Here is a 22593-nt window from a genome sequence, read left to right as displayed (position 1 = left end):
ATTAACTTATAATAGCTTAATTTTTATTTATATAAATTTGTGTGTTTTATGATTTTTAAGCTAAAGCTTCATTACTTACTAGTTTCATCCCCTCATTAAATGCTTTTATATTTATATCTACAAATTTTTCTTTTACATTGTCTTTTATTATTTTTTCCCAATTTATGTCTTCTAAGTTCATAGATTTAACTAATGCACCTAAAAGGATTATATTCATTACTTTAGCATTCCCAAGTTCTAGTGCTTTTTCTGCTGCATTTAACAAGCTTCCATTTAATCTTTCTAATTCTTTTTCTATTTCTTCTTCTTTGTATTCGGCCTTTCCTGTAAGTATTGGCATAGAATCCATTCTATAGTTATTGTATATTATTTTTCCCCCTGGCTTTAAATACTCTAACCATCTTAAAGCTTCCATTTTTTCAAAAGAAACTAATATGTCAGCTCCACCTATTTCTATAACTGGAGAATATACTTCAGATCCATATCTAACTTGAGAGGAAACAGAACCTCCTCTTTGGCTCATTCCATGTATCTCACTCATTTTTACATCATATCCAGCTTCCATAAGCCCTGTAGTTAATAATTTACTAGCAAGTATAGTTCCTTGCCCACCTACTCCAACTAAAAGTATACTTTTTGTCATATTAGTTTACCTCCTTAGCTAATCCATTATTAGATATTGCATCTTTAGGACATACTTGAGAACATACATTACATCCTACACATTGATTTTTATCTATATTTACTTTTTTTTCATCCTTGTCAAATGATATAGCAGGACAACCTGTTTTCATACATATCTTACATCCTATGCAAGCATCTTTATCTATATCACATTTATTTGTAAATGGATTGTTAAATTCTTCTATGTCTTCTTTAGAGAATCTCTTAAGTACACATGGCCATCTAGTTATTATTACTGAAGGTTCATCTAATTCAAATGCCCAATCTAGCGTCTCTTTTACTTCTTTTAAGTTATTTGGATCTATTGTTCTAACTTGCTTAACACCACAAGCTCTAACTAAACCTTCTATATCAACTATTTCAGTAACCTCTCCTTGTAATGTATACCCTGTTCCTGGGTTTTGTTGATGCCCTGTCATTCCAGTTATTCTATTATCTAATATTACAGATATTGAATTACCTTTGTTGTATACTACATCTAATAATGAGTTTATTCCTGTATGGAAGAAAGTGGAGTCACCAAGTACACCAACTACTCTCATTTCGTTATCTTTTTTCATATTAAATACTTTTTGAGCTCCATGACCTGCACTTAAACTAGCTCCCATACATACTACTGTATCCATAGCATTATATGGAGGTGCAAATCCTAATGTATAACATCCTATATCTCCTGATACTAATACATTTTTTCTCTTTCCTAACTCATAGAAAAATCCCCTGTGTGGACATCCTGCACATAGACCTGGAGGTCTTGGCACTACTAATTCCTTATTATATTTTATTGTATCGTTTGTTTTCCCAAATACAGCTTTTCTAAGAACATCTGGAGTCATTTCTCCCATTTTAGGGAATAAGTCTTTACCTATACAATCTATACCAGCTGCTTTTAGTTGATCTTCTATAAATGGATCATTCTCTTCTATTACATATATTTTTTCAACATTAGATGCAAACTCTTTTATTCTTTCTATAGGTAATGGATTTGTAAATCCTAGCTTCATATATGATGCATCATTTTTAAATACTTCTTTAGCAAACATATAACACATTCCTGATGCTATTACACCTACTTTGCTATCATTCATTTCACAATAATTTAAAGAAGTATTATTAGAATATTCTTCTAGTTTTTCTAATCTTTCTTCTACTGAATGTCTAAGTACTCTTGCATGTGCTGGTACTGTTAATGTTTTTTGAGGATTTTTAACATAATCTTTTATTCCAACTTCTACTCTATCACTGCACTCTACTATTCCCTTTGAGTGACATAATCTAGTTGTAACTCTATATAATACTGGACTATCAAATTCTTCACTTACTCTATATGCTTCTTTTATCATATCCTTAGCTTCTTGGCTATTTGATGGCTCAAATAAGGCAATTTTTGCAAATTTAGCATAATTTCTGTTATCTTGTTCATTTTGAGAAGAATGCATTCCTGGTTCATCAGCAGAAACTAATATCATTCCCCCATTTACTCCAGTATATGCAAATGTAAATAATGGGTCTGCTGCAACGTTAAGTCCAACATGTTTCATAGATGCTATTGTTCTAGCACCTGCAATAGATCCTCCTATTGCAGCTTCAAGTGCAACCTTTTCATTTGGTGCCCACTCAGCTACTATTGAATCTTTATATGTAGCTATATTTTCTAATATTTCTGTACTTGGAGTTCCAGGATAAGCAGATGCATATTTTACACCAGCTTCATACGCTCCACGAGCTATGGCTTCATTACCAGTCATTAGTTTTTTCATATTAAATTCCCCCATATATCTTAGTTTTAAATCTATTTCCCTTATATTTTTAACTAATTTATATATAATACATTTAGTATTATTATCTATTTTCTACCAACTTCTGACTTTTTACATATTCAAGCGCATTTTTGATTATACTTGGTGCTATCTTACATTTGTTTTCATTTACTGCACAAACAGCAAATCTAAGCCCTGCTTTTAAAGGTACCATATATACATTATCTTTAGTTAATTCCTCGCATACTTCTCTTGAATTTTCACAAGGTATACTTACAAAAAATCCATCTCTATATGGAAGTATATCAAGCCCTACTTTTTCAGCTTCTTCTACAAATGCATTAGCTCTTCTTTTTAACATTTCCTTATACGTATTTTTTTCCTCATTATATTTCTTAAACTTCTCTGAATTATTTACTATATTGGAAAGAATTGCCATAGCTCCTCTATTGCAATTTGACCAATTTGCTCTGCAAGAGTGTACACAAGCATAGTAAAATTCTTCTGCTACATTTTCACTTGAAGTTATACAAACTGCTGCTCCCATTCTCATGCCATAAGCTGTAAATCCTTTAGACATACTAAATCCTACTATAACTAATACATTTTCTGGTAGGTTTGAGAACTTTTCAAAGAACATTCTACTAGCATTATCATCACTAGCAAAATCAATATACGCTATATCAACAAATAATATTATCTTCTTTTCTTTATTTACTGCTACCTCTTTTGATAATCCTATTATTTTGTCCCATTCATTATCTGGTATGCTATATCCTGTTGGGTTATGTGCTGGTGTGTTTAGAATTGTAAATATTCTTTCTTGTTTATCTGCTATTCTTAAAAATTCTTTTTTAAATGATTTGAAGTTGAAATTATTATTTTCATCAAATAACTCATAAGTTCCTACCGTTCTTCCTATTTCTTCTGTAATGCTTACATATGGACTCCAAAACCAATCTGATGTTAATACTTCATCACCTGGATTTGTATAATTCCAAGTAGCTAATTTTATAGCTCCACTTCCTCCTGGAGATGCTACTGCTCTTATATAACTATTTGGCATGTAATCTTTAAAAACTACTTTTTTAACAGCTTCAAGATAATCTGGCTGACCTTCAAGTGCTGCATAAGCAGATATTTCTGCATTTTCTAAGTTTTTATACTCACTATAAACTGTATCTAAAGTTATTAATCTTCCATAGTCATCCATTAATGCTCCTATAGTAGCATTTATAACATTTTCTCTTCCTATATTCTTTTCAGCTCTTTGAGCTCTCCCTGATAAATCAAATATTATATCTTTCTCTCTTGGCCATATAGAATGCTTAGCCGCCATACTTTGCATAATATTCCCACCACCCTATAATTATTTACTTTCACCCTTAATATAAAGCAACACTTGTGCCAAATATTCAAATATTTGAATTAATTTACTATAATAAACTAATAATTAATATAAACTAATAAAAAACAATTTTTTTTAAGTAGGCTTGTTTTTTATTAGTTTCATATTTATGTGAATCTTATTATTTATAATGACTTACCTTCGATGATAATTTTTTATGTTAATAAATCTTAACATTAGTTACTATTTTTTAACACATTAATCATTACCTTTATATTTTTTCCAAAGAGCTGTTCTGCTTATCCCTAAGATACTTGCCACCTGTGTTTTGTTTAATCCTTGAGATAATAATATATTTATAATCTTTGTTTCAACATATTTATTTATCTCTTTTATATCAATACCTATTTTTTCGTAATTTATATTTTCAAATTGACTATTACATGTATTCAAGTTATATTCATCCACTTTATTATATTCATCTTCCACATATAATATTTCTATTTTACCTGTTAATACATATTTTTGTGCTACATTCTTTAGCTCTCTAATATTTCCCAACCAATTGTGATTATTTAATAGATTAACCTCTTCTTGCTTTAGCTGAAAGTTATCACTGATAGAAGATAGATTTGAAAAACCACCTTCTTCTATCATTTTTCTCACAAAATATTCAAACAAAAATACTATGTCTTTTTTTCTTTTTCTAAGTGGAGGTATATTTATCTCTAGGCTACTTAATCTATAAAATAAATCAGCTCTAAAAGTTTTATCTTTTATTTTTTGTCTTAGATTTTCATTAGTAGCAGCCATTATCCTTATATCTAGAGGTATCACCCGATCTGACCCCATTCTCATTATCTTTTTTTCTTCTATAACCCTAAGTAATTTAGTTTGTATATTTATAGGTAAGCTATTTATTTCATCTAAAAATATACTCCCTCCATGAGCAAGCTCAAAAAGCCCTGGCTTCCCACCTTTTTTTGCTCCTGTAAATGCTCCTTCTTCATATCCAAATAATTCACTTTCTAATAAACTTTCTGATATAGTGGCGCAATTTATAGCCACAAAAGGTTTATCTTTTCTTTGACTAATATTGTGCATACTTTGTGCTAACACTTCTTTTCCACAACCACTTTCTCCATATAATAAGGTCGTAAATTCTGTTTTACCAATCTTTTTAGCCATTTCTACAAGTTCTTTACTTATTTCATCTTTGAATATATAATCATCAAATGTATATTTAGCACAGAGCCCCTTATTATTTAAATCCATACGTATTTTTCTTTCTAAACTTTGTATATTAGTTATATCTTGAAGTATTCCAATTATTCCTTGAACTTGTCCATCAACTATTATGGGTACTGACCTTGTGTTTACTGTCAATTTATTTATATTTCTTATCTTACGCTTATGACTCTCATTTTTAATCATAGCTTCTACTAACCAATCCATACAAGGAAATACATCTTTTATATTTTTCTTATATACTTCTTCCTTTTTTGTATTTAATATTTTCTTTGCACTTTCATTAAATAGTATTATTTTGCCTTTTGTATCTATAGCTATTATTCCATCTTTTACTCCATCTAGTATATTTATAAGCATTTGATTGTTAAATTTCTCATTTGATAATGAACTTATTATATTTTTAGCGTATTCTATAGCCTCTGTTATAGATTCTTCACTAGCATTTATAAATACATTATCTATGTTATACTGTCTAGCAAAAGAACAAGCTATTCCACTTCCAACTATAACTATACCTTCTTTTTTATCGATGTATTTTAATACCTTGCTTCTTATTTCATATTTAGATTTGAACCATTCTTCCTTTATACGTATATTTATTACATCCTTTAAACTTATATAATCAAAATCTACTTCATCATACCCTAATATAAGAACTATTTCCTTTTTATATGTACTAGCTAATTTTATAGCTTTTAGTAAATCTATAGATTTCATATTTAAAGGTATTATGGGTACATTTACAGTATCTAATATAAGCTTATATCCTCCACCTCTACCTATTATTACTTGAGCTCCTTTGTCAACTAATATCTTTCCTTGTTCTTCTAATAAATCTAATTCTATAATATCTATTATAATTTCTTTATTTTTTATTTCCCTTGGGTAAAGTGTTTCTATTTTTTCTTTTAACTCTATATTTGACGCTATAACCCCTATTACATTTTCCACCTTTAGTTCCCCTTTTATCTCATTTTAAAAATTTATATTAATTATATCATATTAAATTTCTATTAATTAATATAATTTAAAGTATACTTATTTAAATATATAAACTTAGTAATAAACTATAAAGTATGGAGGTTTTGTTTATGCAATATAAAAATAGCCTATTTAATATGCCCTCTGACAAGGGCTCGTTAACAGTTAGAGGTGTAAGTTCTTTAAATATAGAATCTGATATGGCAAAAATTAATGTTAGAATCTCTTCTCAAGATAAGAGCTTAGAAATAGCAAAAGATAAAAATAGCGAAATTTTAAACAGACTTTTATATAGTCTTTCTGATTATGGTGTTTCAGAGGATGATATTTTTAGTAAAGACATTTCTGCTACTCAAAATTATGATTATGAAAAAAATACATTAATTTCTTATACTGTAACTCAACTTATAACTATAATAGTTCATGATTTAAGTAAAGTTAATGATATTTACTCTTTAGTAGTTGAAAATGGTGCAAATGATGAAATATATATAGATTTTTCTTTATCTAATCCTAATGAATACTATAATAAAGCATTAAAAAAAGCTACTCAAGATGCTAAAGATAAAGCTAGTATTTTAGCTAAAAGTTTTTCTCTTAATTATAATCCCATACCTTGTAAAGTTACTGAAATAAGTTCTCAGCTAAATAATATTAATTATTCATCTAAATCATCTATCACAAATGTAGTACCTGGTATAGTTAAGATAACAGCACAAGTAGATGCATCCTTTTTAACTTATTGTATGTAATAAAAAAAGTCTACCAGATCAATGGTAGACTTTTTTTATTTATACTATACAGTTTTCTATTTGTATTATATAATCTTGGCAGTTTTCACATATTATTATACTAACTATATAACTGTCATCAACTTTACCTGCTCTTAATAATTTGTTAAAACTTAATCCTTCATAACTTTTATCTATATCACTTATAACAAACTTTCCATTTTTAGTGAATATATAAAAATGATATTCTAAAAAACCAAAAAACTTTTGCTTTTCCTTAACTCCTTTTAGACATTCTGGGCAAGCTTCTTGGTAATATTCCATATCAAAATCTATTTCACTGCCATTAGATAACATTTCTAATATATTTTCTAATTTTATACCATCTACGGGCTTTTCTTCATCATTTAATAAACCACTACAGTTATCTAAACTTAATACATATTCTTTATCTTCATAATTAAACTTATACTCTTTCATATTACACCTCTTATTTACCTATTTCAGATACAAAAGTTACTTCTTTAGTTAATGCATCTTCATATTCTGCATCATTTATATATCCAAGTTCATGCATTTTATAAAGTATTGTTTCTTGTCTTTTCTTTGCTTGTACAAATTGACCATATTTTGCTGGACTATTAGTTATTCCTGCTAACATAGCGCATTCAGCTAAGTTTAAATCTTTAACATCTTTACCAAAATACACTTTAGCACCTTTTCCTACCCCATAGGCTGATTTACCTAAATATATATTATTTAAGTATATACCTAATATTTCATCCTTAGATATGTTTTTATCCATGGAAGTTGCATTAAACATATCCTTAAGCTTTCTTTTTATAGTTTTATCATCACTTGTAAGTAAGTTTTTAGAAATTTGCATTTCTATAGTGCTTCCGCCCTGAGTTGTATCTGTTAGTAAATTATGTACTACAGATCTTACTAAAGATATAGTATCTACACCATTATGTTTATAGAATCTTTCATCTTCTATAGATACAATAGCATCTTTTAAATACTTTGGTATATCATTATTATCTACCACTTCACTACTTATATAGTTTTGCTCTAATAGCTCTTTAGTTACTTTAGGTGAGCCTTTGACCACTGTAAATACATAAATACTAGAAACTATTGATACTAAAGCTAATACTAATAACATTGCTATTAGTAAATTTTTAAATAACTTTAATAACTTTTTATTTTTTTTCCTCTTGCTTTTTTTAGCTCTTGAACGAGAACTATAAGTACTACTTCTTGTTCTTCTATTTATAGTGTTTTCATTTTTTATTTTTTCACTTACACTTCTATTATTAAATACTTTATTATCCGTTTTATTTGTTGTTTTACTTGTACTTGAGCTTACTCTTTTCCGTCTTATTTTATTATCATCATTATTATAACTCATAAAGCCTCCTTATTTATAAAGTAATTATACATTGTTATACAAAATAAATCAAAGAACAAATTTGTAAGATTATGACTATACTTAGTTTATGCAACTTTATATATTATTTGTATATTATTTGGCTAAAAAAAATGATTTTTGGAAATTATATAATATATATAATAGCAAAGGAGATTTTGTTATAGCTTATTTTATACATGATACTTGTATAGGTTGCGGTACTTATGAACCAGAGTGTCCTGTTGATATTCATCAACCTATGGAATAATACATAAAAAAAAGAAAAGCAACGCTTTTCTTTTTTACTTTATATTTATGCTATGTACAATTTGTTCTTTACTTTTATCTTCTATATTATTTAACTCTAATTTTATAGGATCTTTAGTATTATGAAGTGTTATTCCCATTTTTATATCTTTATCTTCTCCACCTTTTATATTTCCTATAAATCCTTGTATATCTTCATTAGCTGTTGAAACAAAATACTTAACTGGTTTTCCGCCTTGATATGGATATACATCTATATTAGATAATTCTATGTCGTATTTACTATTATTTCTAACATTCATACTTATTATAGCAGAAGAATTGTAAACATCTCCTACACTTATTTTTTCCTCTACTATATTTATGTCCTCTATGCTTATTTTTATATCATCTTTTTCTACATTATTTATTAATATATCTTTATTTAGTATATTGTTTTTTTCTATACATATTGATGTATTTGACATAGCTATAAAAAATAATAAGGTTAAAAGCAAACATTTAGATTTTTTCATATATACCTCCTAGATTTTTATAGTTTATCCAGAAGATGTATTTTTATACATTTTTATTTAAACTAAATTTAATTTTTAATTAAATTTAGTTTAAATAAAAATTTTATAAAACTTTTTTTAAATTTACTATTGCTTTTTTTGTCGAATCTTGTTATTATAAATACAAGGTTATTCCCCTAATAACCGATTATTTACTCCCCAAATAAAATATATTCCCTAATAAACCCCTTTTTATAATATATTTTACCCCTTTTTAATGACCTTACTTGATCGGTTTAAAGTAAGGTCATTTTTTTATTCTTTATAATACTTCTTATAAGCTTATATCCCTTAGCCTTTGTGTCTACTGTATAAATTTTCCCATCACTCAATACTTTCCATACTGTATCTTCTTTGTATAACCTTATATAAGTATTGTAGTTTTTATCTTCTAGTTCCCATACAAAGTCATTTTCTTCTAATTTTTTATATCTCCAATCTAAGTTTCTACTTACACTAGATAAATCATTCATTATTTCTAAAACATCTTCATACCTATCCCTTGGATCTATCATAAGACATTTTTCTATTATGTTTATAATTTCTCTTGGTACATGAGGCAAATATTTTTTTCTTATAGGGAACTTCCCTTTAGCGCATGCTATTTTTAAACTATTTAAGTCCTTATATTTTCTGGCTTGATTATTATATTCTTCATTTCCATTACACATTCTATATAATGTAGTACCTATTTGATATATATCAATTTTTTTATCTATTATAGAATTTGTACACTGCTCTGGAGCTATATGCTTATAATATACATTTCTAAGCCTTGCATTTCCTGAATTATTTAAATACAATGCCGAACCAAAATCGGTTAGTATTGCATTATCATTATCACTTATAAGTACATTATTTGGCTTTATGTCACAATGTATTATACCCAAAGAATGGATATATTGTATTGCTGATAAAAAGTCTAATGAATACTTTATAACTTCTCTAATGGTTAAGCTTTTATTCTCTAATAAATTATATAAAGATCCTCTTTCTAGGTATGGCATTGTTATATATATATTATTTTCATCTTGAGATGCTGTATTTATATTCATTATATTTGGATGATTGCACCTATATATCTTCTTAGATTCGTCAAAGTATTTATCTGCAGATTTTAATTTTTTTTTACTTATTTGCTTTAGTATAAATTTACATCCAAGCTGAGTATCTTCTACTAAATATAAATTTGAATTAACCCCTTCAGATTTAATCTTTTTTATTACCTTTAAGTTAACATTTGGATTTATTTGCATATTTCCACCCCACAATTAAATAGAAGTTCCTCTACTATACCTTCTATCTTTATTAACTGTATAGTATCTTCATTTTCTGATTCATTTTTATTTATATAGGATTTATTAATATCATGCTCTTTTATAATAGTACTTACTAATTTTTTTATATAATTTAATCTATTCCCGATATCAAAAGACTTCGGTATAATTAATTTATTTTTAACGATATATATCTTCTTATTTTTTATTTTTTTAAATATTGAAAACTCTATCTCACTTACAGATATATTAAATTCTATAAAATTCATATGTCTAACCCCCTAAAGGTTTTTTAAGATACTATATACTATGAGTTTTAATAAAAATTAACCACTAAATATAATTAGTTTTAAAAATTTTTTATTTTAAATGATATAAATTTATGTCTTATATGAAAATAATTTAAATCATAAAATTCTAACAAAAAAGCAAACTATATTTAAATAATAGTTTGCTTTTTTGTTCATTTTATTTTTAAAAATAATTTAGCTGTAGCTAATGTATCACTATCTGCTCTATGTGCATTTTTATTTTCTATTCCATAATATGCACATGCTGTTTCTAATTTTTTATTTTTGCCTTTATAGTCCTTATTAGCCTTTAACATTTCTAATGTACATATATGGTTAGTTATAGGTTCTAAATTTAATTTATCTAAATAATAATTTAAAAATTTTAAGTCAAATTTAGCATTATGAGCTATTATAGTCCTATTTCCTATATATTTTCTAAATCTAGGTAAAACTTTTTCTATAGGGTCTTCATTTTTAACCATATCATTAGTTATGTTAGTTATATCTGTTATAAATGGCGGTATATCTGAAGTTGGTTTTACAAACCTTGAATAATTCCTAATTATTTCGTTATTTTTTATCTCAGTTATTCCGATTTCTATTATTTCGCAACCCTTATATGGGTCAAGACCCGTGGTTTCTAAATCCACAACTACATATTCTTCCATGTGTAAAACTCCTTTTAGATTCTTGTTTATCTAATCATATATTATATGATAACATGTATTATGTTTTAGCACAAAATTTGCTAATATTTATTTAAATGTACAACTTAATTCATTTATTTCTAAATAAAAAAATAAGTATCTATTAAATTATTTTTTAATAGATACTTATTTTTTATTACCCTATGTATGGCATAGGATTTGTATGCTTTCCATTTATTCTTATTTCAAAATGTAAATGTGGCCCTGTTGATCTTCCTGTATTTCCTATTTTAGTTACTGCTTGTCCTTTTTGAACCTTCTGTCCAACAGATACTAGTAATTGATCGTTATGTGCATATAATGATACCCTTCCATTATCATGTTGTATCATTACAGTATTTCCATAACTTCCTTTAGGTCCTGAATATATAACTGTACCACTATCAGTTGCTACTGCTGGGGTTCCTTTTGGTGCGGGTATATCAATACCTGTATGTATCTTTTGAACATTTAATACTGGATGAAGCCTATATCCATATGGAGAGCTTATTCTAGTATGTCCTGGGACTGGCCAAGATCCACTTGATATTATTGCTCCATTTAAATTTTCATCAATTGATGCAGCACTTTGTTGTGCTTCCTGTGCTTGTTTAGCTGCTGCTTCTGCTGCTAATTTTTCAAGTTCATTTTGTAAATTATCTTCTTCAGTTTCTAGTTCTCTCTTTAAAGCTTCTAGTTCATTTTTATCAGATTGTACCTTTTCATTATTTTCTACTAGAGATATTTTTAAATCTTCTTGCATTTTCTTTTTATAATTTAAATCTTTTTCTTTTTTCTCTACTTCTGATTTATTTTCATCTAATTCTTTTAGTATCTTCTGATCTTGTTCTACAACTTGCTTAACTACATATATGTTATTGAAAAAATCTGATATAGAAGTACTACTTAATATAACCTTAATATATCCCATAGAATAATTATTGTTTATTGCTTTTAATCTTTTACCTAGAGCTTCTTCATTTTTACTTATATTTTCGTTTAGTTTTTCTATTTCAACTTTAGTAGTTTCTATTTCACCATTTAAATTTTCTATTTTATCATTAGTTTCTTTTATATTTCCTTCTATTTCTTTCACTTTAAAATCTAAATCTCTTATTTTAGATTCTAAAGTTGTTTGCTCTTCTCTGTTTTTGTTTAATTTATCATCTACACTCTTTTGTTTAGTTTCTATATTTTTATCTTCAGTATCTGCATATATATATGTTGTTCCAAATACTAAAGAGCATACTGTTAGCACTGTCAATATTTTTTTCACTCAATCGTCCCCCTATTACTTTATACTTTTAAATGTCTTTTAACTGATATAACACTTCCTAATACCCCTATAACTACTCCTGTTATAAGCAGCGTCGATATTAGTGAAGATGATATAGAAGCCAATGGAAGGACTGCACCCGACATAATATTGTTTATTGGATTTATAAATTGCTTTAAATTTTCTACTATATATCCATACATAACCAAACATATACCAATAGCTAAAGTAGCTCCTACTAATCCAATAAAAAAGCCTTCTACCATAAATGGAGATACTACAAATAAGTTACTACCACCTACATATTTTATAATTTGTATTTCTTCTTTTTTACTATATACTCTACTTTTTATCGTATTAGATATTATTACTAGGCATATTAATAGTAAGCCCCCTATTAAAATTGACCCAAATTTCTTAACTGTACTTGATATACTTAAGAAATTTTGTATTATATCTTGAAAATAAGTTATCTCTGTTACACCTTCTAACTTAGATATCTCTCTCGATATTTGCTTTATATTCTCTGGATTATCTATTGTAACAAGGAAGGAATCCTCTAAAGGATTTTGTACACCTTCAAGTAGATATGCTTCTTCTCCAAAACTTCTTTTAAGATCGTTAAAAGAAGCTTCTTTTGTTTTAAACTCAACACCTTTAACACCATTTATATCTTTAATTTTATTTTTTAATTCTATTCTCGCATCATCATTAGTGAATTCTTCTATAGATACCCTAACTTCATTTATTTCATCTTGTGCATATTTTATAAATTGGTTTATATTTAATACTATAGTTAAAACTATTCCTAGTATTATTAAAGATGCAGATATAGAAATTGTAGATATAATAGTCATAGTTTTATTGTGAAAAGCACCTTTTATTCCTTGCTTTAGACTGTATAAAAATTTAGACATTAATTTCATATTTTTCCCTCTTTGTATCTTTAATTATTTTTCCTTCTTTAAGCTCTATGACTCTCTTTGGAAATAGCTTTAATATTTCTATATCATGTGTTGCCATTATGACGGTAATACCTTCTTCATTTATTTCATTTAATAATTTTAAAATTTGAATAGAATTATGTATATCTAAATTTCCCGTACATTCATCTGCAATTATTATAGATGGTTTATTGACTATAGCTCTAGCTATACCAACTCTTTGAGATTCCCCACCTGATAATTCATGTGGATATTTACTATGTTTTTCAGCTATGCCAACTCTTTTTAACACTTCCATAACTCTTGGTCTAATTTCTTTTGCATTTGTACCTACAACCCTAAGCGCTAATTCTACATTTTCATAGACTGTTTTTTCATTTAATAGTCTAAAATCTTGAAATACTATTCCTAAATTTCTTCTGTAATTATGTACTTTGCTTGCTTTTATTTTAGTTATATCTTCCCCTAAAACAGAAAGTCTTCCTGATGATATTTTTTCTTCTCTAGTCAATAATTTAAGTAAAGTAGACTTTCCTGCTCCTGAATGTCCTACTAAAAACACAAATTCGCCTTGTTTTATTCCTAAATTTACATTATCTAGTGACTTATTACCATCTGAATAAAATTTATCTACATTAGTAAATTTAATCATTTTCATCACTCCAATTTTGCTTTTGTTGCCCTATTTTTTATTTACTATACCATTATACACAATTTAGCATTTTTTTGTAACCTTTTTGTAACTTTAATTGCAAATTTTTATCATTTAATATCAAAAAACTTCGCATATCTAATTTTTTTATAGATATGCGAAGTTTTTTAATTCTTTTTCTTATTTTTAGTTTTAACTTGCGCTAGATATACAAGCCCATTACCTTGAATAGTTCTTGGATAGTTAATAGATTTTGTATGCTTTATAAGTTGAGCATATAATTCAGTTTCACTTAAATCTCTTTGAAATTCTTCCCTTGACCAGTTTTTAAGTAAAGCTAAGCTTCCTGTCACATGCGGTGTTGCCATACTTGTTCCACTTAGTACTTCATATTTGTTATTTGGATAGGTTGAAAGTATTTCTACCCCCGGCGCAATTACATCTATAACTAAATTTGCATTACTAAAACTAGCAGGATTTCCTTTTTTATCAACTGCACCTACTGATATTACTTCTTCATAAGCAGCTGGATATGAATATTCAAAACTATCAGCATTTCCATCACCACTATTTCCAGCTGCACATACTACTAATATTCCTTTTTTGACAGCTTCCTTTACTGCCCTTTCTAATTTATCTGAACTTCCACCCATTCCAAGTGACATAGATATTATATCTACCTTTTTTTCCACAGCATAATTTATGGCATTAACTACCCAACTTAATTTTCCTAGTCCATTACCTTCTATAGCTTTTAATACATATATCTGTGCACTAGGTGCTATACCTACTATATTATTATTTGGGTTATTTGCCACAATAGTGCCTATAACATGAGTACCATGTCCTACTCTATCAGTTACAATATTTGGATTTTTATTATCTTCATTTGTAAAATTTCTAACTTCTACTATATTATTTTTTAAGCTTTCATGATATATATCACATCCTGAATCTATTACTGCTATACGTACTCCACTTCCTTTATTAGATTCTTTCCACATATCTCTAGCTTTTATCATATCCACTCCGTATTGGTTGGTTGTATTTTTTCCTCTTGAGTTTGCTTCTATTTTAAATGGCAACAATTTAATGTTTAAATCTTCAGGTTTATTTTTCATAGATACCACCCCAAAATTTATTCTTATAATTAATTATATATTTTTGAAGTGATAATGTGATTCTGTTCTTTATCATTTTCGAGGTAGTTTTCTATATTATTTAATAAATATTTTTCATTTATTTCACTTACATCTATATTATGTAGGTATCTTTTATTTTCATTACATATATATACACCTTGTGTTATAATATTTTCTTCTATAATTACTTCTAAAATAATATTATTACTTAAGTAGTAGGTTCCTACCTTACCTTTTTTATCTTCTTTAAATTCGCCTACATATTTATATAACTCACAAGTGTATGTTCCTACTCCATGTTTTTTACCTTCTTTAAACTCTCCTTCATAAGTACTTTTATCTTTATATGTATATCTTCCTCTTCCATTTATAATATCATCCTTAAATTCACCTTCATATATTTCACCATTTCTATATTTCATCATACCCTTGCCTTTTTTTAATCCATATTTATACTGACCTTCATATATATTCCCATATTTATCTATGTAGCATCCATGACCATGATATATATTGTCTTTAAATTCACCATTATATTTGCTTCCATCTACAAATTCATATCTGCCTTGTCCATTTTTTTTGCCTTCTACAAAATCCCCTTCATAAATCTGCATATTTACATCAATAAGCCTTCCTTGCCCATGTTTAAGGTTATCTTTCCACATTCCATTATATTTGCTTCCATCTTTACAATATAAAATTCCCTTTCCATGTCTTTTTCCGTCTTTAAAATATCCTTTATATATGTCTTTGTTTTTATAAGTATAAGTTCCTATTCCTTCTATCTTATTTTCTTTAAAATCACCACTATACGACCCTTTATCATGATAAGTATATTTACCTATTCCATGCATTTTATCATCTTTCCAAAGCCCTTCATATCTATCTTTATTCATGTATATACATATACCAAAACCCTCTCTTTTTCCATCTTTAATCTCCCCTTTGTATACATCCCCATTATCATATTGCATAGTTTTCTCTTTACTTGATATACTAGAGTTTTCTATTTGTCTTATATTTTCTTTTACTTTCTTTGTATCTACATTGCTTCTGTCGTCTATCATTAAGCTATTTCTTGTATATCCTCTTGTATGTCCTTTATTTTTAGGCTTGTTATATTTTGCTTTTAATATAATACTTACACCATAAAATAATATAAATATTGATGATAAAGATATAAATACCTTAAATATTATAGAAAAATAATTACTTATTTCTTCCACAAAAACTCCTCCTATTTCCTTTTTTGGTTTCTTATAATTTATATTTATTCTTGTACATATTTATTCATATTAAAAAGCTGTTGATATTTAATTTTATCAACAGCTTTTTTCCAGTATATAGTCAAATTCTATTTCTTCATACTTTAAATCATCAGAAAATAAGTTTATTATACTATTTATTTCTTCTACGTATTCCTCTTGCTTTAGCTTATAAAGCATTAAATCATCTATTAAATCTTTCATATCAAAATATACATTCTCAAGTATATAAAAATGCCCAGTTCTAATATCTTTTAACTTATCTATTGTGTCCATTTTTCTACTTATATCTCTTATTATATCTATATTGTATATGTCTATGTTATTTATAGATTCCAAATACAAATATACAGTTTTTATAACTTCTATGGATATATCAAATTTGCTAGCCTCTTTTGGATTTTTATAGTATATATTTGTGTATTCATCAAAAACTTTTTCTAAGTTTTCATTTAATATTATAAATGGTGGTCTTATAAAATCTTTTATTATTAGTATGTCCCTTATACCTTCATTTTTTTCTAAAACTTCATCTAATACATATAAATTATATGCATCATATAAAGGATCATGTGCGTCTCCTTTAAATTCTACGTTTGCACATTCTAGTAAATTTTTTAACGAAACATAATTCATACATTTTATCCCGCATTCTAAATATTTGTCCTTTATATCTACGAATAAACCTTTTATATTATTTATAAATCTTGGGTGATTGTTTTTTTGAGCGCTCTTTTTATCTGTATTATTAAAGCAAGTTAAATCTAGATTTCCAAAGGTATATATACCCTCTATTTGAGAAAATGTACCTAACCATTTTTTAAATTTTCTCATAACTTCTTCATATGTTGGAGCATCTTTAACATCATCTTGCTTTATATGAGTTAATTCTTCTATATGTGGATATATTTCTTGGTTAGTTACAGGCTTTATTAATGACTTAAATTCTTCTATATTACCTGTATCCGTATCATATTGTATAGCCCCAATTGCAATTATATCTGCATTTAGCATATCTCTTTTATTTCTTACACTTGGCATATTCATTTCAAAGTCTATATAAACTCTTTTCAATCCAAACTCCCACCTTCTAAATATCTTTACTTATATTTTATCATTTTATGATATTTTTTCACTATACATTTATAAAATTTTCGCTTTTCTTGCTTATTCAAATATATTTCATAAAATCAAAAATAAAAGGAAGAATAAAAATTCTTCCTAAATCTATAAATATATTATATCTAATTATACTAAAAATAAATAATGTAAACTTTAAAGAATTTCTAGTTAGTCTTCAAAATTTTCCATAAATGAATGCTTTACTCCATCTTTTTGCCATCCAAGTACAGAATCTATATTTACATTTTCCGCTGCTTTAAATATTGATTTTTCTACATCCTTAAAGTTTTCTCCAAGGCTTTTGATTAAATCTTTTATTTCATATCTCTTATTACCAGTCTTTTTAGCCGCTACCATACATGCACAATTTAGTGGCCATATACCACTATTTTGTATAAATCTTACTATATGCTCTTCTCTTATATAATAAAGTGGTCTTATTATTTGTATACCATCAAAGTTTGTTGAATGTAGTTTAGGTAACATTGTTTTAAAATTAGCCGAACATAGTAGGTTAAGCATTGTTGTTTCTATAACGTCATCATAATGATGTCCAAGTGCTAACTTATTACACCCTAGTTCTTCAGCTTTAGAGTATAGTGCTCCTCTTCTCATTCTTGCACACATATAACATGGATAATCTTTAGCTATTTCATCTGCTATTTCAAATATTCTTGAGTCAAATAAGTGTATTGGTATATCTAAGTATTCACAGTTATCTACAAGTAGTTTTCTTATGTCTTCATGATATCCTGGATCCATAGCTATAAACTCTAATTCAAAGTTTACTTGTCCATGTCTTTTTAACTCTTGAAACATCTTAGCCATAAGTAGACTATCTTTTCCTCCAGATATTGCAACAGCTATTTTATCGCCTTCTTCTACTAGATTATAATCTCTTATAGCTTTTATAAATTTTGACCATAAATGTTTTCTATATCTCTTTATTATACTTCTTTCTATATCTTTTAATGGTTGTCTTTCATCAAAAGGTACTATTATCTCACAGCCTTTTCCCGCTAAGTTGCTCATACTATCACCTCTTATTTATATTTTGGTTATATCTATAATTCATTTTCATTAAATTTCAAATTTAGACTATTTTTAATAAAACATGCAAATTATTTTATCATATATTAAGCTAATAATTCAAGTAATCTACTCATTTATTTTAATGTGTATTTTTGCTCTAAATATAGTTTATATATTTATTAGTAACACTTTTTTGCAACTACAATATATTATTATTAAGTTCATTCTCACTTTAAGACAGGAGGTTTAATTTATGCAAGATGATAATAGAAAAAACTGTATGGAACCTAGATATTCCTTAGCTAGACCTTATATTAAGCGTCAAGTCTACACTAAAACGTATAGCTTACCTAAAGCCTTTCAACGTGGTACTCTATTCCCTGAGCTATATCTAATAGATTCTCCAATTTATAACAAGAATTTATATTCAACTCCACTAAGAGAAAAAGGAGGTAGAGAATAATTATGAGTGACTCTAGAAATGAATTAATGCGAAAAATTCAAGAGCTTTGTTTTGCATGTTTAGATATGAATTTATATCTAGATAATAATCCTTGTGATAAAAATGCAATTGCTACTTTTAATTCTCTATGTAATCAATTTTTAGAAGCAAGATGCTTATATGAAAATAAGTATGGACCTTTAACTAACTTTGGATTTTCACCTAGCAAGTATCCTTTTAGATGGGTAGAAAGCCCATGGCCTTGGGAAAGAGAATTTAACGACTAATAATTAAGGAGGATTTAATTTATGTGGATATATCAAAAAACATTACAACATCCTGTTAATCTTAAAACTAAGGATATAACTATGGCTAAATATCTTATAACTCAATTTGGTGGACCTAATGGAGAGTTAGCAGCTGCCCTAAGATATCTTAGTCAAAGATATACTATGCCTACAGGGAAAACTAAAGCACTTTTAACTGATATCGGAACAGAGGAATTAGCACATGTTGAAATGGTAGCTACTATGGTTTATCAACTAACATATGATGCTACTCCTACTGAGTTAGAAGAAGCAGGACTTGGATCTAATTATGCTCAAAATGGATTTGGTATATATCCAACAGATTCAACTGGAAATCCATTTAGTGTTTGTCCTATTGCTGTTATGGGAAATGCCGTTACTGACTTACATGAGGATATGGCCGCTGAACAAAAAGCACTAGCTACCTATTATCAACTTATAAATCTAACTGATGACGCTGATATAATAGAAGTTTTAAGATTTTTAGGTCAAAGAGAAATTACTCATTATCAAAGATTTGGGGAAGCTTTGATGGACGTTTATGATTTTGAAGAAAGTAAACATACATTTTAATCTATAAATTTGTTTTTAATGTCTAAGGCAACCTTTTGATTTGCTTTAGACATTTTTTATGTATAATATTTTTTAATTTAAAACTTTATAATTTAACTTATAATAAAAAGGAGCTAAACTCTATTTTCTTTGAGATAGCTCCTTTTTAATCGGATTCATTATCTATATTCACTTTATTTCTCCTTTTGATATATAATATTACTTATGCTTTAATTATTATTCATTTTCATGTTCAGGTATATAATCATATGCCATTTCCTTTTCATATTCAAATATCATCAAATCTATATTTCTCTCCATTTTTTACCTCCATTTTTTATTTATATAAATTATATTAGTTGATTTAGCAAGATAATTTTTATTTTATTCTTTACTTAATCTAAACTTGAAAAATCCTTTTTACTTTATTCACTTCCACTATCTGGTGTATAATCATATTCTATTTCTTTTTCATATCCAAACATTACTAATTCTAATCTATCATCCAAATTAACATCCCTCCTTCTTTTTATAATACATTAAATATGAAGGATTAATTTTAAATGTTTCATATTTAATGTATTATATGCAAGATATTTAGAAATATTTCCTTTTTTTGAATTTAATTATTTTATATATTTGAAAGTATCCTTATCTTTACGTCTTCACTTAGTGTTATAAAATTTGCTATATTTTCTATATCCTCTACTATATATAAATGAAAATAATCGCTTAACTCTTTCAGAGCTCTATACTCTTTTCTATCAAAAAAATATAGATATAAATTATTTATATATCTCAAATAACATTTGTGTATTTTTATTTCAGCATAAACATGACTTGTACTTTTTCTTGCCTCTTGAAATAATTCTTTTAACTTCATATATGCACATTGAGAGTCTTTAGGTATATATTTATCACTTAGAATTTCATTTAAGGCTGATTCAATATTTGGTATTGCTCCTTTATTTATAAATACATCTAAATAGTAGTCATCTTTTCTGTATTTGAATTTATAAAAATCTGTTACTACACCCATAGAAACACTCCTTGTTAATCTATAAATTTAATTTACACTATATATTATTTTCAATATATTAGATTATTTATTCATCAAAAATCTTTTTACTTAATATATTAGATTTTTTTATTTTCAAATTTATTCATCTGTATATATTCATAAACAATCAATTATTTTATGCCTAATATAAAATCATTGCATAAAAAAAATAGATGTTTTATTAATAATACATCTATTTTTTATATAGTGAGAAAATTTTTAAGTTATTTATAAGACTCTTCTTGCATTTACATATGCATTATTATAATAATTACTTAATTCAGATATAACTACTTTTCCTTTACTCGATGATGCATGTATCATTTTATTATTACCCATATATATCCCAACATGACTTACATCTCCATCATTTGAACCACTTGTATCAAAAAATATTAAATCTCCTTTTTGAAGATTATTTTTATTTACATATTGTCCAAATTTTGATTGATCTTTTGATACCCTTGGTATATTTATCCCCGCAGAATTTTTAAATACATATTGAGTAAATCCTGAGCAATCAAAACTATTAGGCCCTTCTGCTCCCCATACATATGGCTTTCCTAGTAATGTTTGTGCTAAATTGATTACCTTGTCGGCGCTTTGAGATGTTGTTCCACCACCATTAGATATATCTGCTGTTAAATACGCGCTTGATACATATCCTATTTGTCCATTGTATTTTATCTTTGCCCATCCATTTGATTCTAATATTACTCCTACCTCAGCACCATATGGTATTGAACCTATTTTTGAGTGGCTTGTGCTTGGTCCTTTTCTAATATTTAGTGAGCTTGCATTTACTTTTCTATTATATTTTACTTTTTCTTCACTTGGTGTAGTTGAAGCTTCACTGCTCTTTAAATATTGACTTGATACATATCCTATTTGTCCATTATAACTTACCTTTGCCCACCCATTTGACTCAGATATTACTCCTACTTTTGTTCCATTAGGTATTGAATCTATCTTTGAGTAACTAGTCCCCGGACCTTTTCTAACATTTAAGGAACTTGCATTTACTATCTTATTGTATTTTATAGTATTATCTGATGTATTTCCTTCAGAAGAGTTTGAAACGTAATTTCCATGTACGTATCCTACTTTTCCATTATACTTAACATTTACCCATTCTCCACTTTTTCCTATGTACTCTACTTTGTCTCCTTTATAAAACTTACCAATTGAACTATAGCTAGTACTTGGTCCTTTTCTAAAGTTTACCGAATTTCCAGTTATCGTTTTATATTCTATGTCTGCTTTTTGTATAGTATCAGCATTTGATACACTAACTGACATTGGAAGTAATATTGATGTTGCTACCAATCCCATTTTTATACTTTGTTTATTCATATTTTATTACTACAGCTTAGAAGCTATAGTATACTCAACTCCTCTCCTTAATTGGTATTTATACCCTAGCTTTAAATTTCATTTTATAATACTTTTTTACTTTATATTTTAACGTTTTGCCCATGCTAATATTATTTCAAATTTGTAAGTTTTTGTCTATATTTTTCGATAACTGTTATATATTTACAATTTATATATATTT

24 protein-coding genes are annotated in these 22593 nt (G+C 27.0%); 5 read left to right on the top strand and 19 right to left on the bottom strand.

The window, feature by feature from the left end; genetic code table 11:
• Nucleotides 1-55 precede the first annotated feature (55 nt).
• From FRIFI_RS03415 to FRIFI_RS03400, 4 genes are all read right to left on the bottom strand, one after another.
• Nucleotides 56-643, bottom strand: coding sequence for an indolepyruvate oxidoreductase subunit beta (locus FRIFI_RS03415; RefSeq protein WP_092926961.1), 588 nt, complete (start codon nt 641-643; stop codon nt 56-58).
• Between the two features lies 1 nt (nt 644).
• Nucleotides 645-2444, bottom strand: coding sequence for an indolepyruvate ferredoxin oxidoreductase subunit alpha (iorA, locus tag FRIFI_RS03410; protein ID WP_166504972.1), 1800 nt, complete (start codon nt 2442-2444; stop codon nt 645-647).
• Nucleotides 2445-2526: 82 nt separating this feature from the next.
• Entirely contained in the window at nt 2527-3792 is a 1266-nt protein-coding gene (locus FRIFI_RS03405) for a pyridoxal phosphate-dependent aminotransferase (protein WP_242977268.1), read from the bottom strand.
• Nucleotides 3793-4050: 258 nt separating this feature from the next.
• Nucleotides 4051-5994: a sigma 54-interacting transcriptional regulator gene (locus FRIFI_RS03400; RefSeq protein WP_166504971.1), complete on the bottom strand. Its 1944-nt coding sequence runs from the start codon at nt 5992-5994 to the stop codon at nt 4051-4053.
• Between the two features lie 140 nt (nt 5995-6134).
• On the opposite strand from FRIFI_RS03400, the gene FRIFI_RS03395 reads away from it, so the two are divergent.
• Nucleotides 6135-6776, top strand: a complete 642-nt coding sequence (locus FRIFI_RS03395) for an SIMPL domain-containing protein (RefSeq protein WP_166504970.1) — start codon at nt 6135-6137, stop codon at nt 6774-6776.
• A gap of 39 nt (nt 6777-6815) precedes the next feature.
• Here FRIFI_RS03395 and FRIFI_RS03390 read toward each other — a convergent pair whose 3' ends face one another.
• Together FRIFI_RS03390 and FRIFI_RS03385 are read right to left on the bottom strand one after the other, a co-directional pair.
• Nucleotides 6816-7235, bottom strand: coding sequence for a DUF3785 domain-containing protein (locus tag FRIFI_RS03390; protein WP_092926971.1), 420 nt, complete (start codon nt 7233-7235; stop codon nt 6816-6818).
• A 10-nt stretch (nt 7236-7245) separates the two neighbouring features.
• The gene (locus FRIFI_RS03385; protein ID WP_092926972.1) at nt 7246-8166 is read right to left on the bottom strand and encodes a biosynthetic peptidoglycan transglycosylase; all 921 of its coding nucleotides are present in this window, start codon (nt 8164-8166) and stop codon (nt 7246-7248) included.
• 88 nt (nt 8167-8254) lie between these two features.
• Between FRIFI_RS03385 and FRIFI_RS03380 the strand changes: the two genes are divergently transcribed.
• Entirely contained in the window at nt 8255-8434 is a 180-nt protein-coding gene (locus FRIFI_RS03380; RefSeq protein ID WP_166504969.1) for a hypothetical protein, read from the top strand.
• A 34-nt stretch (nt 8435-8468) separates the two neighbouring features.
• Here the strand turns inward: FRIFI_RS03380 and FRIFI_RS03375 are convergent, their stop codons facing one another.
• The 11 genes from FRIFI_RS03375 to FRIFI_RS03325 form a co-directional block, all read right to left on the bottom strand.
• Entirely contained in the window at nt 8469-8948 is a 480-nt protein-coding gene (locus FRIFI_RS03375; protein WP_092926973.1) for a hypothetical protein, read from the bottom strand.
• Nucleotides 8949-9223: 275 nt separating this feature from the next.
• Nucleotides 9224-10243, bottom strand: coding sequence for a serine/threonine-protein kinase (locus FRIFI_RS03370; protein WP_092926975.1), 1020 nt, complete (start codon nt 10241-10243; stop codon nt 9224-9226).
• Complete coding sequence (locus tag FRIFI_RS03365; RefSeq protein WP_092926977.1) at nt 10234-10533, bottom strand: hypothetical protein; 300 nt, start codon at nt 10531-10533, stop codon at nt 10234-10236. Before FRIFI_RS03365 ends, FRIFI_RS03370 begins: the two co-directional genes overlap by 10 nt.
• 194 nt (nt 10534-10727) lie before the next feature.
• Nucleotides 10728-11225 (bottom strand): 3'-5' exonuclease, encoded by a 498-nt coding sequence (locus FRIFI_RS03360; protein ID WP_092926979.1) that lies wholly within the window; start codon nt 11223-11225, stop codon nt 10728-10730.
• A 175-nt stretch (nt 11226-11400) separates the two neighbouring features.
• Nucleotides 11401-12519 (bottom strand): murein hydrolase activator EnvC family protein, encoded by a 1119-nt coding sequence (locus FRIFI_RS03355; protein ID WP_166504968.1) that lies wholly within the window; start codon nt 12517-12519, stop codon nt 11401-11403.
• 20 nt (nt 12520-12539) lie between these two features.
• Nucleotides 12540-13445, bottom strand: a complete 906-nt coding sequence (gene ftsX / locus FRIFI_RS03350) for a permease-like cell division protein FtsX (RefSeq protein WP_166504967.1) — start codon at nt 13443-13445, stop codon at nt 12540-12542.
• Nucleotides 13429-14115: a cell division ATP-binding protein FtsE gene (gene ftsE, locus FRIFI_RS03345; RefSeq protein WP_092926985.1), complete on the bottom strand. Its 687-nt coding sequence runs from the start codon at nt 14113-14115 to the stop codon at nt 13429-13431. The genes ftsX and ftsE overlap by 17 nt, the downstream gene beginning before the upstream one ends.
• A 167-nt stretch (nt 14116-14282) precedes the next feature.
• Entirely contained in the window at nt 14283-15236 is a 954-nt protein-coding gene (locus FRIFI_RS03340) for a S8 family peptidase (protein ID WP_166504966.1), read from the bottom strand.
• A gap of 29 nt (nt 15237-15265) precedes the next feature.
• A complete protein-coding gene (locus FRIFI_RS03335; RefSeq protein WP_092926989.1) occupies nt 15266-16483 on the bottom strand; it encodes an MORN repeat-containing protein in 1218 nt (405 codons plus the stop codon).
• Nucleotides 16484-16579: 96 nt separating this feature from the next.
• Nucleotides 16580-17596 carry a 3'-5' exonuclease gene (locus FRIFI_RS03330; protein WP_166504965.1) on the bottom strand — a complete coding sequence of 339 codons (1017 nt, stop codon included), beginning with the start codon at nt 17594-17596 and terminating at the stop codon, nt 16580-16582.
• 216 nt (nt 17597-17812) lie between these two features.
• The gene (locus FRIFI_RS03325; protein ID WP_092926993.1) at nt 17813-18676 is read right to left on the bottom strand and encodes a tRNA 2-thiocytidine biosynthesis TtcA family protein; all 864 of its coding nucleotides are present in this window, start codon (nt 18674-18676) and stop codon (nt 17813-17815) included.
• Between the two features lie 253 nt (nt 18677-18929).
• Between FRIFI_RS03325 and FRIFI_RS03320 the strand changes: the two genes are divergently transcribed.
• The 3 genes from FRIFI_RS03320 to FRIFI_RS03310 are packed head-to-tail and all read left to right on the top strand — an operon-like array spanning nt 18930 to nt 19999.
• Nucleotides 18930-19139, top strand: coding sequence for a spore coat associated protein CotJA (locus FRIFI_RS03320; protein WP_092926995.1), 210 nt, complete (start codon nt 18930-18932; stop codon nt 19137-19139).
• 2 nt (nt 19140-19141) lie between these two features.
• Nucleotides 19142-19405, top strand: coding sequence for a spore coat protein CotJB (locus FRIFI_RS03315; RefSeq protein ID WP_166504964.1), 264 nt, complete (start codon nt 19142-19144; stop codon nt 19403-19405).
• A 21-nt stretch (nt 19406-19426) separates the two neighbouring features.
• The gene (locus tag FRIFI_RS03310; RefSeq protein WP_092926999.1) at nt 19427-19999 is read left to right on the top strand and encodes a manganese catalase family protein; all 573 of its coding nucleotides are present in this window, start codon (nt 19427-19429) and stop codon (nt 19997-19999) included.
• 610 nt (nt 20000-20609) lie between these two features.
• On the opposite strand, the gene FRIFI_RS03305 is transcribed toward FRIFI_RS03310, so the two are convergent.
• A complete protein-coding gene (locus FRIFI_RS03305; protein WP_092927001.1) occupies nt 20610-21017 on the bottom strand; it encodes a hypothetical protein in 408 nt (135 codons plus the stop codon).
• A 249-nt stretch (nt 21018-21266) separates the two neighbouring features.
• Nucleotides 21267-22391 (bottom strand): C40 family peptidase, encoded by a 1125-nt coding sequence (locus FRIFI_RS03300; protein WP_166504963.1) that lies wholly within the window; start codon nt 22389-22391, stop codon nt 21267-21269.
• Nucleotides 22392-22593 lie beyond the last annotated feature (202 nt).

Source organism: Romboutsia hominis (genome assembly GCF_900002575.1).
Classification (GTDB): domain Bacteria; phylum Bacillota; class Clostridia; order Peptostreptococcales; family Peptostreptococcaceae; genus Romboutsia_C; species Romboutsia_C hominis.
Note: the sequence above shows the minus strand (reverse complement) of the source record. Positions and strands in the feature narration are given on the sequence as shown.

Coding starts and splice junctions, on each gene's coding strand:
- FRIFI_RS03300 (WP_166504963.1), bottom strand. CDS start 22,391: ATGAATAAACAAAGTATAAAAATGGGATTGGTAGCAACATCAATATTA.
- iorA (WP_166504972.1), bottom strand. CDS start 2,444: ATGAAAAAACTAATGACTGGTAATGAAGCCATAGCTCGTGGAGCGTAT.
- FRIFI_RS03385 (WP_092926972.1), bottom strand. CDS start 8,166: ATGAGTTATAATAATGATGATAATAAAATAAGACGGAAAAGAGTAAGC.
- FRIFI_RS03325 (WP_092926993.1), bottom strand. CDS start 18,676: ATGAGCAACTTAGCGGGAAAAGGCTGTGAGATAATAGTACCTTTTGAT.
- FRIFI_RS03405 (WP_242977268.1), bottom strand. CDS start 3,792: ATGCAAAGTATGGCGGCTAAGCATTCTATATGGCCAAGAGAGAAAGAT.
- FRIFI_RS03375 (WP_092926973.1), bottom strand. CDS start 8,948: ATGAAAAAATCTAAATGTTTGCTTTTAACCTTATTATTTTTTATAGCT.
- FRIFI_RS03370 (WP_092926975.1), bottom strand. CDS start 10,243: ATGCAAATAAATCCAAATGTTAACTTAAAGGTAATAAAAAAGATTAAA.
- FRIFI_RS03340 (WP_166504966.1), bottom strand. CDS start 15,236: ATGAAAAATAAACCTGAAGATTTAAACATTAAATTGTTGCCATTTAAA.
- FRIFI_RS03395 (WP_166504970.1), top strand. CDS start 6,135: ATGCAATATAAAAATAGCCTATTTAATATGCCCTCTGACAAGGGCTCG.
- FRIFI_RS03315 (WP_166504964.1), top strand. CDS start 19,142: ATGAGTGACTCTAGAAATGAATTAATGCGAAAAATTCAAGAGCTTTGT.
- ftsX (WP_166504967.1), bottom strand. CDS start 13,445: ATGAAATTAATGTCTAAATTTTTATACAGTCTAAAGCAAGGAATAAAA.
- FRIFI_RS03320 (WP_092926995.1), top strand. CDS start 18,930: ATGCAAGATGATAATAGAAAAAACTGTATGGAACCTAGATATTCCTTA.
- FRIFI_RS03305 (WP_092927001.1), bottom strand. CDS start 21,017: ATGGGTGTAGTAACAGATTTTTATAAATTCAAATACAGAAAAGATGAC.
- FRIFI_RS03415 (WP_092926961.1), bottom strand. CDS start 643: ATGACAAAAAGTATACTTTTAGTTGGAGTAGGTGGGCAAGGAACTATA.
- FRIFI_RS03365 (WP_092926977.1), bottom strand. CDS start 10,533: ATGAATTTTATAGAATTTAATATATCTGTAAGTGAGATAGAGTTTTCA.
- ftsE (WP_092926985.1), bottom strand. CDS start 14,115: ATGATTAAATTTACTAATGTAGATAAATTTTATTCAGATGGTAATAAG.
- FRIFI_RS03310 (WP_092926999.1), top strand. CDS start 19,427: ATGTGGATATATCAAAAAACATTACAACATCCTGTTAATCTTAAAACT.
- FRIFI_RS03390 (WP_092926971.1), bottom strand. CDS start 7,235: ATGAAAGAGTATAAGTTTAATTATGAAGATAAAGAATATGTATTAAGT.
- FRIFI_RS03360 (WP_092926979.1), bottom strand. CDS start 11,225: ATGGAAGAATATGTAGTTGTGGATTTAGAAACCACGGGTCTTGACCCA.
- FRIFI_RS03380 (WP_166504969.1), top strand. CDS start 8,255: ATGCAACTTTATATATTATTTGTATATTATTTGGCTAAAAAAAATGAT.